Consider the following 15,954-nt stretch of genomic DNA (forward strand, 5'->3'; position numbering starts at 1 on the left):
CAGGGAAGGACACGGAGGCACCGATGACGTATCACCTCCCCGCGGGAAAGGCCCTGGGCGGCCCCTATGCCGTCGACGTGTCCCCCGAGTCGGCCGGCTGGGGCTACTCGAGCCTTCGCGTCCTGGAGCTGCGGCCGGGCGGCGCCCACACCTTCGACACCGGCGAGAGCGAGTGGATCGTCCTGCCGCTGACCGGCGGCTGCACGGTCACGACGGCCGACGAGTTCGGCGGTGACACCTTCCGACTCCACGGCCGCGACAGCGTGTTCACCGGCGTCAGCGACTTCGCGTACGTCCCGCGCGATTCCCGTACGACGGTCTCGACGACCGGCGGCGGACGGTTCGCGCTCACCGGGGCGCGCTGCACCAGACGGCTGCCCGCCCGCTACGGACCGGCCTCGGACGTGTCGGTGGAGCTGCGCGGCAGCGGCAACTGCTCCCGCCAGGTCAACAACTTCGGGGCGGCGGGCCGGTTCGAGTGCGACAAGCTCATCGCCGTCGAGGTGCTCACCCCCGGCGGCAACTGGTCGTCCTTCCCTCCACACAAGCACGACGAGCACCGGCCGGGCGAGGAGTCGGTTCTCGAAGAGATCTACTACTTCGAGATCGACGGCTCCAACGGCTGCGGCTATCAACGGGTCTCACCCTCCGGCCGGGGCCGCAACACCGACGTCCTGGCCGAAGTGCGCGGCGGGGACGTCGTGTTGATCCCGGACGGCTGGCACGGGCCGTCCATGGCCGTGCCCGGCCACCACATGTACTACCTGAACGTCATGGCGGGCCCCGAGGCCGAACGCGCCTGGCTGATCTGCGACCACCCCGATCACGCCGGGATCCGCGACACCTGGCCCGGCCGGCCCGTCGACCCCCGCCTCCCCCTCTACACGGCACCGGAGAAGTCCTGATGAGCACGCCCACCCGCCGCCTGACCGTCGCCCAAGCCCTGGTGCGGTTCCTGTCCGTCCAGTACACCGAGCGGGACGGCGTACGGCACCGGCTGATCGCCGGGACCTGGGGCATCTTCGGCCACGGCAACGTGGCGGGACTCGGGCAGGCGCTGCTGGAGGCCGGCGAGAACGTGATGCCGTTCCACCAGGGCCGCAACGAGCAGTCCATGGTGCACGCGGCGGTCGGCCACGCCCGCCACCTCGACCGGCTCTCCGCGCAGGCCGTGACGACGTCCATCGGCCCCGGCGCCACGAACCTGGTCACGGGCGCCGCCCTGGCGACGATCAACCGCATCCCGGTCCTCCTCCTGCCCGGCGACTACTTCGCCACCCGCGCCGCCGACCCGCTCCTCCAGCAGCTGGAGCACCCGACGGAGGCGGACGTGTCGGTGAACGACACCCTGCGCCCGGTCTCCCGGTACTTCGACCGCGTCACCCGCCCCGAAGCCCTGATCCCGTCCGCGCTCAACGCCATGCGGATCCTCGCCGACCCCGCCGAGACCGGCGCGGTCACCCTCGCCCTCCCCCAGGACGTGCAGGCGGAGGCGTACGACTGGCCGGAGGAGTTCTTCGCCGAGCGGGTGTGGCGGGTACGGCGTCCCGCCCCCGACCCCGTCGAGCTGGCGGCGGCGGTCGCGGCGATCCGGGCCGCCGAGCGCCCCCTGATCGTCGCGGGCGGCGGCATCCACCACAGCAAGGCCGAGGAGGCACTGAAGGCACTCGTGGACGCCACCGGCATCCCGGTCGCCTCCACGCAGGCGGGCAAGGGCTCGCTGCGCCACGACCACCCCGCCGACCTCGGCGGCATCGGTCACACCGGCACGGCTGTCAGCGACGACCTCGCCCGCACCGCGGACCTGGTGATCGGGGTGGGGACGCGGTACACGGACTTCACCACCGCCTCCGGCACGCTCTTCCGCAAGCCCGACGTCCGGTTCCTCAACCTCAACATCACCGGCTTCGACGCCCACAAGCTCGCGGCGCGGACGCTGGTGTGCGACGCCCGGGCAGGGCTCGAGGCATTGACGCGTGAACTGTCCGGCCACCGTGTGAGCTCGGCTTACGAGGCCGAGTACCGCACCGGCAAGGAGCGCTGGGAGCGGGTGGTGGACGCGGCTTTCAGCGCCGCCGACGAGAACGCCGTCCCGACCCAGACCCAGCTCCTCGGCGCCCTCGACGCGGTCGTCGGCGAGGACGACGTGGTGATCAACGCGGCGGGTTCCCTCCCCGGCGACCTGCACAAGCTGTGGCGGGCCCGCGGCCCCCGCCAGTACCACCTGGAGTACGGCTACTCCTGCATGGGCTACGAGATCCCGGCCGCCATCGGCGTCCAGCAGGCCGGCCCCGACACGCCCGTGTGGGCCCTGGTCGGCGACGGCACCTATCTGATGATGCCCACCGAGATCGTCACGGCCGTCCAGGAGGGCCTGCCGATCAACCTGGTCCTCATCCAGAACCACGGCTACGCCTCCATCGGCGGCCTCTCCGAGACGGTCGGCGGCGAGCGCTTCGGCACCGCCTACCGCTACCGGGCCGCCGACGGCACCTTCTCCGGCGCCCCGCTCCCCGTGGACCTCGCCGCCAACGCGGGCAGCCTCGGGATGGACGTACTGCGCGCCAAGACGGTGCGCGAACTGCGCGAGGCCCTGGCCGCGGCCCGCGCCTCCGACCGGCCGACCTGCGTGTACGTCGAGACGGACACCGTCAATCCGGCCGCTCCCCCGACCGAGGCGTGGTGGGACGTGCCGGTCGCCGAGGTCGCCTCCCGCGAGGCGGCATCGACCGCCCGCGAGGAGTACGACCGCCAGGTCGCCGACCGCCGCCGCCACCTGTGAACCGACAGCAGAGGGAGGTGCGTCCCATGGCGAAGACCGGCGGCTCCGCACGTGCCGCAACCGCCCCCGCACTCGATGCCCTGGACTTCGCCCTGGACCGGGGCAGTCCGGTGCCGCTCTACTACCAGCTGGCCCAGCAGCTGGAGGCGGCGATCGAGCACGGGGTGCTCGCCCCGGGGAACCTCCTGGGCAACGAGATAGACCTGTCCGTACGCCTCGGCCTGTCCCGGCCGACCGTCCGCCAGGCGATCCAGTCCCTCGTCGACAAGGGCCTGCTCGTCCGGCGGCGCGGGGTCGGCACCCAGGTGGTGCACAGCCAGGTCAAGCGCGGCCTGGAACTGAGCAGTCTCTACGACGACCTGGAGGCGGCCGGACAGGGCCCGACCACCGAGGTCGTGCGCAACGAGCACGTCCCCGCCTCCGCCGACGTGGCCGCCGCGCTGGGTGTCGCGGAGGGCGCTGACGTGATCGTGCTGGAACGGCTGCGCGCCACGCACGGCCAGCCCGTCGCGATCCTGTGCAACTACCTGCCCGCGACCCTCCTCGAACTCGACTCCGCCCGGCTGGAGTCGACGGGCCTGTACCGCCTGATGCGCACGGCGGGCATCACCCTGCACAGCGCCCGCCAGACCATCGGCGCCCGCTGCGCCACCGCCGAGGAGGCGGCGCGCCTGGACGAGCCGCCCGGCGCGGCGCTGCTGACGATGCAGCGCACGGCGTACGACGACACGGGCCGGCCGGTCGAGTACGGGACGCACATCTATCGCGCGTCCCGGTACGCGTTCGACTTCCAGCTGCTGGTCAGGTCCTGAGGCCCGCGGTGAAGGGGGTGACGGGCCGCTCCAGGCGTTCGCCGTCCACGGTGAGGTCGACGGCCTCGTTGTAGAAGGCGAGGAGGCCCTTGACCGGGGCCGCCGGGGGCAGGGGGTCGGGGTAGCTCCACACGATGTTGCGGGGGACGTCCTCGTCGCCGCGCCAGGTCCAGTACTCGGCGGTGCCCTTGTACGGGCAGCCGGTGTGGTGGTCGGTCGGCACGAACAGGTCGAGGCGGACGTCCTCGCGGGGGATGTAGTAGCGCGTCGGGAGCGAGGTCTCGAAGAGCAGCACCGGGCGCCGGGTGTCGGCGACCACCCGGCCGGCGATCTCGACGACCACGTGTCGGCTGCTGGGCAGGGCGTCCACCCGTTTGTGCGGGTCGCGGGGGTGGATGAAGATCTCTTCCTCCTCCTCGTACCAGTGGTCGAGGCCGCTGTCCCAGTGCCGGAACCACTCGAAGGCGATGTGCCCGGCGAGGTCGTCGGCGGGGAAGGTCCAGGCGGCGTTCTCCACGAGCTCGCCGTCGACCTCGAGGTCGTAGAAGACCTGCGATCCGTTGTGGGCGCCCGTGCGCGGGTTCTTGGCCGGGCGCAGGAGGTCCGTGCGGACGTCGTCGCGCGGGAACGCGTACAGCGGGACGGGTACGCCGGGTTCCCAGACGAGGACCGGGCGGCGGCTGTCGACGACGGCGACGTCGCCCTTGTAGCCGCGTACCCAGCGGCCGCCGGGCTCCCAGAGGAGGCCTTCGGGCGTGCTGCGGATGGACTGCGCGAACGGATGTACGGTCATGACCGGGCTCCTTCGGCTCCCTCACGAGCCTAGTGCGCGGCGTCCAGGCGGGCCCGCTGCTCCTCGGTCAGTTCCAGGTCGACCGCGGCCAGGTTCTCCTGCAGCTGGGCCACCGAGGACACCCCGGCCAGCGGGAGGATCGGCAGGTCGCCGCCGATCTGCCAGGCCAGGACGACCTGGTTGACGGTGGCGCCGGTCTCCCCGGCCACCTCGCGCAGGACCTTCAGGCGGGCCGGGGTGCCCGGGTGGTCGAAGTCGGCGGGCAGCCGGTCGGGGTGCGTGTAGGCGCCCTTGAGCAGCGGCGAGTAGGCGACGAGGGTCAGGCCGGGCTCCTCGCGGAGGTAGCCGAGCAGGTCGGGTCCGGCGTGGCCGAGGCTGCCGTCGGGGAAGAGGTCCTCGGGGACGTCGTAGCGGGGCCGCAGATGGCTGTGGGCGTACTGGAACACCTCGTAGCCCGGCAGTCCGGCGGCGGCCGCGATCGCGCGGGCCCGCTCCACCCGCCACACCGCGTGGTTGCTGACGCCGAGCAGTCCGACGGAGCCCTCGGCGACCAGCGCGGCGAAGCCCTCGACGGTCTCCCGCAGCGGCACCGTGTGGTCCTCGATGTGGGCGTAGAGCAGGTCCAGCTTCTCCACGCCGAGCCGTTCCCGGCTGCGTTCGGCGGCCTCGCGGATCACCTTCGCCGAGAGGCCCTCGGCGTTGTCGACGTAGCTCGTTCCCGGGGCGAGCGGGCGGGCGCCGAGCTTGGTGGCGATGACGATCTCGGCGCCGACGCCGCGGCTGCGCCGCCAGCGGCCGAGGAGTTCCTCGCTCTGGCCGCCCTGGCCGCCGTCGATCCAGAAGGCGTAGTTGTCGGAGGTGTCGATGAAGTTCCCGCCGGCCTCGACATAGCGGTCGAGTACGGCGAAGGCGGTCTCCTCGTCGGTGCGCGAGCCGAACAGCATCGCGCCGAGGGCGAGGACGGAGACCTCGCGGCGGGTCGTCGGGTCCGTGCCGATGGTGCGGTACTTCATGAGGGGTCCCTCCCGTTCGCGCACCCGCGTTCGGGGTGTGCGAACGGGAGTCTGCAACTTGAAGTGCGCTTCAAGGCAAGGGGATTCACTTTTCGGCGGCGAACGGCCCCTCCAGTGCGGCCCATTGCAGCAGCATGATGGTCTTGGCGTCGGCGATCTCCCCGGTGCGGATCATCTCCAGGGCCCGGCGGAAGGGCAGTTCGAGGATCTCGATGTCCTCGCCCTCCTCGTCCAGGCCGCCGCCCTCGTGGGTGTGGGTGGAGGGTCCGTACTCGGCGGCGTAGAAGCTGACGCGCTCGGTCACGGACCCCGGGCTCATGTAGACGTCGAAGACGTGGCGGACCTCGCCGATGGTGTGCCCGGTCTCCTCCACCACCTCGCGGCGTACCGCGATCTCCGGGTGCTCGTCATCGTCGTCGAGCAGTCCGCCCGGTGTCTCGACGAGCATGCCGTCGGGGTGCCCGTTGACGTACACCGGGAAGCGGAACTGCCGAGTGAGGAGGACGGTTTCGCGGGCGGCGTCGTAGAGCAGCATGGTGGCGCCGTTGCCGCGGTCGTGGGTCTCGCGCTGCTGGGTGCTCCAACTGCCGTCGGCGAGCTGGAGGTCGAAGGTCGTGGCCCGCTCGACGTACCAGTGGCTGGACAGGAGTTTCACCTCGCGGACCTTCACGCGGGGGTTGCCGGTCAGGTCGAGGCCGGTGCGGTCGAGTCCGGTGCGGCCGCGGCGGTCGGGGGTGTCGATGCCGGCGGTCATCGGACGGTCTCGGTCGGGCGGAGGTGCGAGTTGGTCATGCCCGCTGTCTATCACCCCGGGCAGGCGGGCACGCGCCACGGAGGCATCCCGCACTCCGCGGCCCGTGCCCCTGTCTCACCTCATCCGCGCACCTTGGCGGTCATGGAGAACTCGTCGGCCTCGGCGAGGTCGAAGTCCCCGTGGTCGCTGCCGAGCCCCTGCGCGACCAGTGCCGCCGCAGCGCTGCCCAGGATCGCGGACTCTCGCGGCGTCCGGCCGAGGCTGATGCCGCGCAGGAAGCCGGCGGAGAAGGCGTCGCCGCAGCCGGTGGTGTCGACGACGTCGACCTCGAAGGCGGGGACCGGCTCGGTACCGTCGGCGGTCACCAGCAGTGCGCCGTCGCCGCCCCGGGTGACCGCGACGAGTCCGGCCCCGGCGGCGATCAGCTTCTTCGCACCGGTCACGAGGTCCGCCTCGCCGCTGAAGCCGAGGACCTGGTCCTCGTTGGGCAGCAGGTGGTCGACGTACGGGAGCAGCGGTTCGATCTGGTCGAAGGTGCCGAGTTCGCCGGGGGCGAGGAGGTCCACGGAGGTGACGACGTCGTGCTCCTTGGCGTGCGCGAGGATCCGCGCGGCGACCTCGGCGCCGATCAACTCCGGTCCGCCCAGGTGGAGATGGGTCGCCTCGGCGACCGCGTCCCAGGGGACGTCGTCGAGGCCGTAGGTGATGTTGGCGCCGAGGAGATGGAGGGTGGGGCGGTCGCCGTTGGGGCGGATGGGCAGGACGGTCGCGGAGGTGGAGGTGTCGATGCGGCGGACGAGCAACTCCGTGTCGATACCGGCCTTCTGGAGCAGCTGCGTGAGCAGGTCGCCGGTCGGGTCGGTGCCGATCGCGCCGGCGGTGCGGACCTGCGCGCCGAGCTTGGCGAGGGTGAGGGCGGTGCCGGCGGCCGTGCCGGCGGCGGTCATGCGGATGTCCTCGACCAGGGTGGCGCCCTGGCCCTCGGGTATGGCCTCCACCGGCCGCACCAGCACGTCCAGTACGTGCACACCCATCGTGACGACCTTCATCGATTTTCCTCCTGCACGGGTGATACGGATTGCGTGGTGCCGTAGTTGCGCGCGATGGCGGCCTCGATGACCGCGAGTTGCTGCCGCTCGTCGAGAACGCGGGGGGTGCCGACGGCCGCCGCGCGCTGGTACACCCCGCAGGCCCACTCCAGCAACAGGGCGTGTTCGACGGCCTTGTCGAGGGTGGGGGCGTGGGTCACGGCCCCGTGGTTGGCCATCAGGGCCCCGCCGCGGCCCTCGAGCGCGGTGAGCACCGACTCGGCGAGCTCCGGGGTGCCGAAGGTGGCGTACGGCGCGACGCGTACGCTGCCGCCGAGGGAGAGCAACTGGTAGTGGATACAGGGCAGTTCGTCGAGGACCAGGGAGAGCGCGGTGGCCATCGGCGCGTGGGTGTGGACGACGGCGCCGGTGCCGTAGCGGTGGTAGACGCCGAGGTGCAGGTCCAGCTCCGAGGTGGGCCGCAGAGCGCCGGACACGATCTTCCCGTCGAGGTCGACGACGGTCACCTGGTCCGGGGTGAGGTCGGCGAGGACGGCGCCGGTGGCGGTGATCGCGACCCGGTCGTCGACCCGCACGCTGACGTTCCCGGCGGTGCCGATGAGCAGCCCCTCGGCGCCCAGCCGGCGGCAGGCGTCGGCGACCGCGGCCCGTTCCTCGCGCCACGCCGAACTTGAGTCGGTCATGCGCGCGACGCTAACCTAAACGTGAAACAAAGTCACGTTCACGTTCGGAGGTCGTTACGTGGGTGAGCCCACCGCGGACACCGACTGGGCGGCGGGGGTCGCCTCCCTGCGCCGCACTCCCCAGCAGGCCCGCAGCAAGGCCCGGCTGGCCCGGGTTCTGGAGACCGCCGAGCGGGTCCTGGTCGAGGAGGGCGTCGAGGCGCTCACCACGACCCGGATCGCGGCCGAGGCGAGGGTGTCGGTCGGCTCGCTGTACCAGTACCTGCCCGACCGGGGCGCCATCATCGAGGCCCTCGCGGCGGGCTACTTCGCCAAGCTGGAGGCGGCGATGGACGACCTGGTCCGCGCCGCGGCCGCCGAGCGCTGGCCGGACCCGGTGGGGGTCCTCCTCGACGCGTTCGCCGGCATCTACCGCACCGAACACGGCTTCCGCGCCCTGTGGTTCGGCAGCGGCCTCACCGAACAGACCCGCGCCGCCGACCGCGAACACAAACGCCGCATGGCCGACGGCATCCGCCGCATCCTCCTCACCCTCGACCTCGCCGAGGACGACGAGTCGCTGGCCCGCACCTGCCACGCCGCGATGCTCGCCGCGGACGCGCTCGCGCAGGAGGCGTTCCGACGGGACCGGGAGGGGGACGCGGCGTTGCTGGCGGAGGCGAAGGTGATGTTGCGGGGGTATCTGGGGGATGTGGCGGGGCGCTACCGGGGCGGGGCCCCGGCACAGGGCCTCCGGGGCAGCCGGAACCGGTAGCGGAACCCCCGCGAGGCGTCAGGTGACCGGGTTCAGGAAGGTCAGTACCGAGGCGTCCTCCTCGATCAGCGGGGTGAGGGCCGCGTTGAACGGGCCGCCGTACGGGGCCTTCAGATGTGCCTGGAAGGCGTCCTCGTCCCGGTACACCTCGAAGATCCAGTAGGCGCGCGGGTGGGACGCCTTGGTGTAGACGTCGAAGACGAGGTTGCCCTCTTCCTCGCGCACCTTCTCGGTGTACTCCAGGATCAGGCGGGTGACCTCGGCCTCCGCTCCCTCACGGGCGGTGAACTCGGCGAGCAGGGTCTTCTTCACGGGTCGTGTCCTTACGGTGGGGTTCAGTCGCGGTAGGAGTCGAGGTGCCAGACGCGAGCCTGGTCGAGCTTCACCGAGCCGTTCTCGGCGAAGATCTCCACTCCCTGACTGGCGGGGTCGGGGAAGATCTGGTCGGTGATCACGGCCTCGCCGCTGCCGCCGAACACCTCGACGGACGACCAGTCGACGAGGATCCGCAGCTTGACCTTGCCTTTCACGGCCTTCAGCGGTGCGCTCTGGACACCGGGGAAGGTGCTGCTGAAGTCCACGGCGCCGGAGCGGGTCCGGTCGACGTACAGCTCCTGCGCCACGGCGTCGTAGCCGATGACGGTCTCCTCGCCACCCGCGCCGGTACGCACCTTCAGGCCGAAGCGGTCGGCGTCCTTGAGCGAGAAGGTCGCCTCGATGTCGAGCGCCTTGCCTCGGGCCGCACGGCCGATCAGGGGCTTCGAGGTGCTCCTGATCGTGACACCGGCCGCCGTTGCCGGGCGGCTCTGCCGCAGGGACGCAAGGCCGCTCACCGGCTTGCTGGTCAGCGTGACCCGGCCGTCGACCGTGCGCAGGGCCATCTCCCGGGGAGCGCTCTGCGCGCCGCGCCACGGGGAGGTGGGGACGGCGCCGCTGTAGTCCCAGTTGGACATCCAGCCGACCATGTACCGCTTGCCGCCGGGTGCGTCCTCCCAGGACACGGCCGCGTAGTAGTCCTTGCCGTAGTCGGCCCAGTCGGCGCGCTGCACAACGGACTTGGCGGGCCTGTCCGCCTCGGTGAACCGGTCGGCCAGGATGTGACCCCAGCCGGCGTTGTTCATGTCCACGATCTGGATCCGCGCCTTCTTGCCCGCGTAGGGACGCAGGTCGAAGGAGGCCCAGTCCAGGTTCTCACTGTTGGAGCCGGTGGCGCTGCGCACGACCTGGCCGTCGACGATCAGGTTGACCGAAGTCTCCTGGGAGACGGGCTGGGCTTTGGCGTCGGAGAGCATGATGTGGTCGACGTTGAGGTGGCCCCAGCCGCCGGTGTTGTCGTCGACGACTCTGAGCCGCGCCTTCCTGCCCGCGAGATCGCTGACGTCCCACGAGGCCCAGTTCAGTGCTTCGGCGTCCTTTCCGGTCGCGCTGCGCACCACTTGCCCGTCCACGACGAGCTCGAGGGCCGTGGGATTCGCGGAGCCCGAGGGGTGGTTGCCGCCGCCGATCAGGAAGTTGATGTGCTTCTTGTCGATGGTGAACTCCGGCGAGGTGAGAGTGCCGGTGGTCGAGTCGCCGTTCAGGTAGGTGTTGACCAGGCCGCTGCCCCGGAATCCGGAGACCTCCTGCTGGTTGGGCAGGGTGCCGGTGGCCGGTGCCGAGCCGAAGGCGTCCCCGGTCGTCGTCCAGCCGCCGTAGCCGCCGGCCTCGAAGTCGGCGAGGACCGTGCCCGCGGGCGGGTCTCCCTGTTCCAGGACGGTGCCGGCCACGTGCGGGTGCAGTCCGCCGCCGACCTTGAAGTTCAGGTAGGAGCTGTCGACGGTGAACTCGGGTGAGGTGAGGGTGCCGGTGGTGCCGTCACCACTGTGGAAGCTGTTGGCGAGGCCCGTGCCGTCGTAGCCGGCGACCGTTCCCTGCCCGGCCAGGGCACCGGCGGCGGGCGCGTCGCCGAACGCGGTGCCGGTGGTCGTCCAGGTACCGAAGTCGCTGCCCTCGAAGTCCTGCACGACCGTGCCGGTGGGCGGGGTGTAGGTGCCCTTGTCCTCGGCGGTGAACTTCTTGCCGTCGAAGTCCCCGACGAAGTACTGGGAGCCCGAACCGCCCGCGACACCACCGGGGTTCATGCTGACGACCAGGACCCACTTGATGTTGTTCTCGTCCCCGTCGACCGCGAGGGGGAACAGGTCGGGGCACTCCCACACGCCGCCCGTCGCGCCCTGCGGCCCGAACTCGCTCTGCAACTCCCAGTCCTTGAGGTTCCTGGACGTGTAGAACCGCACCTTGTGCTCGGTGGACAGCGACACCGTCATCACCCAGCTCTTCGTCGGCGCGTACCACTGGACCTTGGGGTCGCGGAACTCCTTGGAGCCGATGTCGATGACGGGGTTGCCCTGGTACTTGGTCCAGGTGCGGCCGCGGTCGGTGCTGTAGGCGAGCGACTGGGCCTGTATGCCCGTGTCCTTGAAGTAGCTGGTGTAGATCGCCACCATGGCCGGGTTCTTCTTGGTGCCGAAGCCGGTGGTGTTGTCCCGGTCTACGACCGCGCTGCCGGAGAACACCATCTCCTCGTCGTCGTGCGACAGGGCGAGCGGCAGTTCCTCCCAGTGCACGAGGTCCTTGCTGACCGCGTGCCCCCACGACATGTCGCCCCAGGAGTTGCCGTTCGGGTTGTACTGGTAGAAGAGGTGGTACTCGCCCTTGTAGTACACGAGGCCGTTGGGGTCGTTCATCCAGTTCTTCTCCGGCGTGAAGTGGAACTGGGGCCGGTAGGTCTCGGTGTACGGCGGGGAGTCGGCGGCTACGGCCTGCGGGGCGAGCGGGGCTGCGGACAGGGCGCAGACCGTCGCCACCGCCGCGATCATCCGTATGCGGGCATGCCGGGATACACGTCCAGAGCTCATGGTGTCTCCTGCTGAAGCGGCGCCTTGCCGACGCCGTCGTCCACGGTGTCGGCAAGGGGGTGTCATCGTTGACTTGTGTCATCGATGACATCGAGTGGCCCGATGATGGGGGAAATCCGGCCAGTGCGTCAACGGGTGGGCCGCGATGTCCTGTTGGGCAACCTGCTCGAACCGTCAGACGCGGTCGGCCGCGGCGACCTGCCCCAGCTGGTGCTGCCACGGCGGGTTGGGGCCGGCGACCGAGCAGGTCAGGGCCGCCACGCGGGCGCCGAAGCGGCAGGCTTCCTCGACGTCGTCCAGGCGGACTTCCGTCAGCCGGCCGCCCAGCAGCCCGCGAGCGGCGAGGTGGTGCAGCAGTCCGGCGGTGAAGGAGTCCCCCGCCCCCACCGTGTCGACGACGTTCGTCGCGACGGCGGGCACCTGGACCCGTTCGCCGTCGAGTGAGGCGAGGGCGCCGTCGGCACCGCGTGTGATCACGACGAGCCGTGCCCCGGCCGCGTGCCAGAGGTCGCACGCCCGCTCGGGCGAGGTGCCCGGCAGCAGCAGTTCCAGGTCGTCCTCGCTCAGCCGCAGCACGTCGGTGAGGGCGCACCAGCGCGCCAGACGGGCGCGATAGACGTCGGGATCCACCAGCAGCGGCCGCACATTGGGGTCGATGCTGATGGTCGCGCGGGGCGCGGCCGCCGCCAGGAAGTCCTCCACCACCGCCGCGCCGGGCTCCCGCACCAGGGCCAGGGACCCGGTGTGCACACACGCGCTCTCGGAGAGGTCGACCCGCGCCAGCTCCTCGGCCGTCCACTGCCAGTCGGCCGTGTTCTGTGCGTGGAAGGAGAACGCGGCCTGCCCCCGGTCGTCCAGCTCCGCCACGGCCAGGGTGCTGGGCTCCGTGGCCGCGACGGCGTTCGACAGGTCCACCCCGGACGCGTCCAGGTGGGCCCGGAACAGGCGCCCGAACACATCACCGGACAGTCGTGCGAGGAAGCGGGCGGGGGTGCCGAGGCGGGCCAGCGACACGGCCGTGTTCGCAGGTCCGCCGCCCGGCAGTACACGCAGGGCGAGTTCGTTCGAGGCGCTCGCGGGCTCGGTGAAGGCGTCCGCGACGCACTCCCCCAGGACGGTGATCTGGCGCGGGTTCATGGGCTGCTCTTCTCTGCGGACGACGAGGCGAAAGCGGGCACGGATCGGGCGGCCGCCGGGGGCGTTACGGACTTGTGTCCCGCGCAAGGCATTGACGTTGCCGGGAGACGGAGTCCATCATCCTGGCCATGCAGTGTCAACGATGACATAAGTCAACGATGACACCCCGGGCGGCGTGCTCTGAACCGAACCCCGTGCCGCTCGCGATCCCACAGGAGTCGATCATGTCCCGTACCACTCGCCTGTCCTCCTCCCTCCTCAGAGTCGCCGCCGTCACGGGCGTCGCGGCCCTCACCCTGACGGCCTGCGGCTCCGGTTCCGGATCGGACTCGTCCAGCTCCGGATCGGGCGACGTCAAGGTCGGTCTGATCACCAAGACCGACACCAACCCGTTCTTCGTGAAGATGAAGGAGGGCGCGGAGAAGGCCGCCAAGGAGAACGGCGCCGAACTCGTCACCGCCGCGGGCAAGTTCGACGGCGACAACGCCGGTCAGGTCACCGCCATCGAGAACATGGTCGCCTCCGGTGTGAAGGGCATCCTGATCACCCCGAGCGACTCCAAGGCCATCGTGCCCGCGATCGAGAAGGCCAAGGCCAAGGGCGTCCTGGTCATCGCCCTGGACACGCCGACCGAGCCGGAGAGCGCGGTCGACGCCCTCTTCGCCACCGACAACGTCAAGGCCGGTGAGCTGATCGGCGAGTACGCCAAGGCGGCCATGAAGGGCAAGAAGGCGAAGATAGCCGCCCTCGACCTCGCGCCGGGCGTCTCCGTCGGCGTCCAGCGGCACGAAGGTTTCCTGAAGGGCTTCGGCGCCACCGACAAGGACGTCGCCTGCGCCCAGGACACCGGCGGCGACCAGGCCAAGGGCCAGACGGCGATGGAGAACTGTCTCCAGAAGGAGCCGGACATCAACGTCGTCTACACCATCAACGAGCCCGCCGCCCTGGGCGCGTACACCGCGCTCAAGGCCAAGGGCCGGGAGAAGGACGTACTGATCGTCTCCGTCGACGGCGGCTGCACCGGCACCCAGGCGGTCAAGGACGGCAAGATCGCCGCGACGTCCCAGCAGTACCCGCTGAAGATGGCCGCCGAGGGCGTCAAGGCCGTCGTGACGTACGCCAAGGACGGCAAGAAGGCGTCCGGTTACACCGACACGGGCGTCACGCTGATCACCGACAAGGCGCAGGACGGCGTCACCTCCAAGGACACCGCCTACGGCCTGGAGAACTGCTGGGGCTGAGCCGTCCCCCTCGACCGTACGACGCCGCCTCCCCCTTGAACGGGGCGGCCGGCCCCTCCTCCCCGACCGCGGGGACGGCCGCCCCCTCGTTCCCAGGACTCTGTCTTCCGACAAGGACTTCGCATGACCGCCACGTCCACGCCTCCGAGCACGTCCTCGCCGTACGCCGGGCTCAAAGCGCCGACCACGGCCCGCAGGCTGCTCACGGCGCCCACCACCGGCCCGCTGGCCGCCCTCCTGTTGGCCTGCGCCTTCTTCTCCCTCTCGACCGAGCAGTTCCTCACGGGCGGCAACTTCTCGCTGATCGTGCAGCAGGTCATGGTCGTCGGCACCCTCGCCATCGGCCAGACCCTGATCATCCTGACGGCGGGCATCGACCTGTCGTGCGGTGCCGTGATGGCGTTCGGCAGCATCATGATCGCCAAGATGGCCGCCGAGGGCTCCCTGCCCCCGCTCGCCGCCATCGCCCTGGGCCTGGTCGTCTGCGGCGGCTTCGGCCTGCTCAACGGGCTGCTGGTGCAGAAGATCCCGCTGCCGCCGTTCATCGTCACCCTCGGCATGCTCAACGTGGCGTTCGCGCTGACCCACATCTACTCCGAGGAGCAGACGGTCACCAACCTGCCGGGCCCGCTGACCGCGCTCGGGGAGACCTTCCCGCTGGGCCACACCGACATCACGTACGGCTCGCTGGTCACGATCGCCCTGTTCCTCCTCTTCGCCTACGCGCTGAGCAGCACCGGCTGGGGCCGGCACGTCTACGCGCTGGGCAACAGCCAGGAAGCGGCGCGGCTGAACGGCATCCGCACGGGCCGGCTCACCATCGGCATCTACACCGTCGCCGGCATCCTCTACGGCATCGCCGCCCTGCTGCTGATCTCCCGCACCGGGGTCGGCGACCCGCAGGCCGGACAGACCGACAACCTCGACAGCATCACGGCCGTGGTCCTCGGCGGCACCAGCCTCTTCGGCGGCCGCGGCTCGGTCCTGGGCACCTTCATCGGCGTCCTCATCGTCGGTGTCTTCCGCAACGGGCTCCAGTTGATGGGCGTCGCCTCCATCTACCAGACCCTGATCACCGGTGTCCTCGTGATCCTCGCGGTGACCGTCGACCAGATCTCCCGGAAGAAGGCCCGATGAGCACCAACTCCTCCGCCACGCCCGTGCTTCAGGCGCGCGGCCTGGTCAAGCGGTACGGCCATGTCACCGCCATCGACGGCGCCGACTTCGACCTGATGCCCGGTGAGGTCCTCGCGGTCATCGGCGACAACGGCGCCGGCAAGACCAGCCTGATCAAGGCGCTCACCGGCGCGGTGACCCCCGACGAGGGCGAGATACGCCTCAACGGGAAGCCCATCACCTTCTCCGGTCCGCAGAGCGCACGCGCCCACGGCATCGAGACGGTCTATCAGGACCTCGCCGTGGCCGCCTCCATGGACATCGCCTCGAACATGTTCCTCGGGCGCGAACTGCGCCGCCCCGGCGTCCTCGGCAATGTCTTCCGCATGCTGGACAAGAAGCGCATGCGCCAGGAGGCCGCCGAGCACATGGCCGACCTGAAGATCGGCCTGCGCTCGCTGACGCAGTCGGTCGAGACGCTCTCCGGCGGCCAGCGCCAGGCGGTCGCGGTCGCCCGTTCCGTGGCCTGGGCGCGCAGCGTCGTCGTCATGGACGAGCCCACCGCCGCTCTCGGCGTCAAGGAGTCCGGGCAGGTCCTGGACCTCATCCGGCGCGTCCGGGACAAGGGCATGCCGGTCGTCCTGATCAGCCACAACATGCCGCACGTCTTCGAGATCGCCGACCGGATCCACGTCCACCGCCTCGGCAGGCGTGCCGCCGTGATCAAGCCGTCGGACTACTCGATGGCGGAGGTGGTCGCCATCATGACCGGCGCGCTCACCGTCGACGCGGCCGGAGATACTGTCGTAGCGGACTCGGAGGCTGCCAAGGCCGCCGGAGTACAGGCCACCTGATCGCACGATCCGGCCCTCACAGTTTCCGGCCGAGGCCGCGGCCGGAACCGAGGGCCCACAGGAGACGGT

General features: G+C 70.8%; 15 protein-coding genes. 7 read left to right on the forward strand and 8 right to left on the reverse strand.

All coding sequences use genetic code 11. The annotated features are described in order from the left end of the window. The first annotated feature begins 23 nt into the window (after window positions 1-23). The 3 genes from iolB to ABKA17_RS08440 are packed head-to-tail and all read left to right on the forward strand — an operon-like array spanning window position 24 to window position 3,594. Entirely contained in the window at window positions 24-905 is an 882-nt protein-coding gene (gene iolB, locus ABKA17_RS08430; protein WP_353691262.1) for a 5-deoxy-glucuronate isomerase, read from the forward strand. Next, entirely contained in the window at window positions 905-2,782 is a 1,878-nt protein-coding gene (gene iolD / locus ABKA17_RS08435) for a 3D-(3,5/4)-trihydroxycyclohexane-1,2-dione acylhydrolase (decyclizing) (protein WP_353691263.1), read from the forward strand. Before iolB ends, iolD begins: the two co-directional genes overlap by 1 nt. Before the next feature lie 26 nt (window positions 2,783-2,808). Then, complete coding sequence (locus tag ABKA17_RS08440) at window positions 2,809-3,594, forward strand: GntR family transcriptional regulator (RefSeq protein ID WP_353691264.1); 786 nt, start codon at window positions 2,809-2,811, stop codon at window positions 3,592-3,594. Here ABKA17_RS08440 and ABKA17_RS08445 read toward each other — a convergent pair. The 5 genes from ABKA17_RS08445 to ABKA17_RS08465 all read right to left on the reverse strand — a co-directional run bounded on the left by ABKA17_RS08445 (window position 3,584) and on the right by ABKA17_RS08465 (window position 7,886). Beyond that, entirely contained in the window at window positions 3,584-4,387 is an 804-nt protein-coding gene (locus ABKA17_RS08445) for a DUF427 domain-containing protein (protein ID WP_353691265.1), read from the reverse strand. The genes ABKA17_RS08440 and ABKA17_RS08445 overlap by 11 nt on opposite strands. Before the next feature lie 29 nt (window positions 4,388-4,416). Continuing rightward, window positions 4,417-5,400, reverse strand: coding sequence for an aldo/keto reductase (locus ABKA17_RS08450; RefSeq protein WP_353691266.1), 984 nt, complete (start codon window positions 5,398-5,400; stop codon window positions 4,417-4,419). 85 nt (window positions 5,401-5,485) lie between these two features. Continuing rightward, entirely contained in the window at window positions 5,486-6,154 is a 669-nt protein-coding gene (locus ABKA17_RS08455) for an NUDIX domain-containing protein (RefSeq protein WP_353691267.1), read from the reverse strand. Between the two features lie 119 nt (window positions 6,155-6,273). Further along, window positions 6,274-7,203 carry a carbohydrate kinase family protein gene (locus ABKA17_RS08460; protein ID WP_353691268.1) on the reverse strand — a complete coding sequence of 310 codons (930 nt, stop codon included), beginning with the start codon at window positions 7,201-7,203 and terminating at the stop codon, window positions 6,274-6,276. Continuing rightward, window positions 7,200-7,886: a class II aldolase/adducin family protein gene (locus ABKA17_RS08465; RefSeq protein WP_353691269.1), complete on the reverse strand. Its 687-nt coding sequence runs from the start codon at window positions 7,884-7,886 to the stop codon at window positions 7,200-7,202. Before ABKA17_RS08465 ends, ABKA17_RS08460 begins: the two co-directional genes overlap by 4 nt. 58 nt (window positions 7,887-7,944) lie before the next feature. On the opposite strand from ABKA17_RS08465, the gene ABKA17_RS08470 reads away from it, so the two are divergent. After that, window positions 7,945-8,640, forward strand: a complete 696-nt coding sequence (locus ABKA17_RS08470) for a TetR/AcrR family transcriptional regulator (protein ID WP_353691270.1) — start codon at window positions 7,945-7,947, stop codon at window positions 8,638-8,640. A gap of 18 nt (window positions 8,641-8,658) precedes the next feature. Here ABKA17_RS08470 and ABKA17_RS08475 read toward each other — a convergent pair whose 3' ends face one another. The 3 genes from ABKA17_RS08475 to ABKA17_RS08485 form a co-directional block, all read right to left on the reverse strand. Continuing rightward, entirely contained in the window at window positions 8,659-8,952 is a 294-nt protein-coding gene (locus ABKA17_RS08475) for a putative quinol monooxygenase (RefSeq protein WP_353691271.1), read from the reverse strand. A 23-nt stretch (window positions 8,953-8,975) separates the two neighbouring features. After that, entirely contained in the window at window positions 8,976-11,537 is a 2,562-nt protein-coding gene (locus tag ABKA17_RS08480) for a GH32 C-terminal domain-containing protein (protein ID WP_353691272.1), read from the reverse strand. Between the two features lie 174 nt (window positions 11,538-11,711). Beyond that, a complete protein-coding gene (locus ABKA17_RS08485; protein ID WP_353691273.1) occupies window positions 11,712-12,674 on the reverse strand; it encodes a carbohydrate kinase family protein in 963 nt (320 codons plus the stop codon). 224 nt (window positions 12,675-12,898) lie between these two features. Between ABKA17_RS08485 and ABKA17_RS08490 the strand changes: the two genes are divergently transcribed. From ABKA17_RS08490 to ABKA17_RS08500, 3 genes are all read left to right on the forward strand, one after another. Further along, window positions 12,899-13,915, forward strand: coding sequence for a sugar ABC transporter substrate-binding protein (locus ABKA17_RS08490; RefSeq protein ID WP_353691274.1), 1,017 nt, complete (start codon window positions 12,899-12,901; stop codon window positions 13,913-13,915). 123 nt (window positions 13,916-14,038) lie between these two features. Then, a complete protein-coding gene (locus tag ABKA17_RS08495; RefSeq protein ID WP_353691275.1) occupies window positions 14,039-15,052 on the forward strand; it encodes an ABC transporter permease in 1,014 nt (337 codons plus the stop codon). Further along, window positions 15,049-15,885: an ATP-binding cassette domain-containing protein gene (locus ABKA17_RS08500; RefSeq protein ID WP_353691276.1), complete on the forward strand. Its 837-nt coding sequence runs from the start codon at window positions 15,049-15,051 to the stop codon at window positions 15,883-15,885. The genes ABKA17_RS08495 and ABKA17_RS08500 overlap by 4 nt, the downstream gene beginning before the upstream one ends. Window positions 15,886-15,954: the final 69 nt, after the last annotated feature.

Origin of the sequence: Streptomyces sp. RG80 (assembly GCF_040446465.1) — a bacterium.
Taxonomy (GTDB): Bacteria; Actinomycetota; Actinomycetes; order Streptomycetales; family Streptomycetaceae; genus Streptomyces.

Excerpts from the sequence above, each read along its gene's own strand:
- iolB (WP_353691262.1), top strand. The coding sequence starts at position 24 with ATGACGTATCACCTCCCCGCGGGAAAGGCCCTGGGCGGCCCCTATGCC.
- iolD (WP_353691263.1), top strand. The coding sequence starts at position 905 with ATGAGCACGCCCACCCGCCGCCTGACCGTCGCCCAAGCCCTGGTGCGG.
- ABKA17_RS08440 (WP_353691264.1), top strand. The coding sequence starts at position 2,809 with ATGGCGAAGACCGGCGGCTCCGCACGTGCCGCAACCGCCCCCGCACTC.
- ABKA17_RS08445 (WP_353691265.1), bottom strand. The coding sequence starts at position 4,387 with ATGACCGTACATCCGTTCGCGCAGTCCATCCGCAGCACGCCCGAAGGC.
- ABKA17_RS08450 (WP_353691266.1), bottom strand. The coding sequence starts at position 5,400 with ATGAAGTACCGCACCATCGGCACGGACCCGACGACCCGCCGCGAGGTC.
- ABKA17_RS08455 (WP_353691267.1), bottom strand. The coding sequence starts at position 6,154 with ATGACCGCCGGCATCGACACCCCCGACCGCCGCGGCCGCACCGGACTC.
- ABKA17_RS08460 (WP_353691268.1), bottom strand. The coding sequence starts at position 7,203 with ATGAAGGTCGTCACGATGGGTGTGCACGTACTGGACGTGCTGGTGCGG.
- ABKA17_RS08465 (WP_353691269.1), bottom strand. The coding sequence starts at position 7,886 with ATGACCGACTCAAGTTCGGCGTGGCGCGAGGAACGGGCCGCGGTCGCC.
- ABKA17_RS08480 (WP_353691272.1), bottom strand. The coding sequence starts at position 11,537 with ATGAGCTCTGGACGTGTATCCCGGCATGCCCGCATACGGATGATCGCG.
- ABKA17_RS08485 (WP_353691273.1), bottom strand. The coding sequence starts at position 12,674 with ATGAACCCGCGCCAGATCACCGTCCTGGGGGAGTGCGTCGCGGACGCC.
- ABKA17_RS08490 (WP_353691274.1), top strand. The coding sequence starts at position 12,899 with ATGTCCCGTACCACTCGCCTGTCCTCCTCCCTCCTCAGAGTCGCCGCC.
- ABKA17_RS08495 (WP_353691275.1), top strand. The coding sequence starts at position 14,039 with ATGACCGCCACGTCCACGCCTCCGAGCACGTCCTCGCCGTACGCCGGG.
- ABKA17_RS08500 (WP_353691276.1), top strand. The coding sequence starts at position 15,049 with ATGAGCACCAACTCCTCCGCCACGCCCGTGCTTCAGGCGCGCGGCCTG.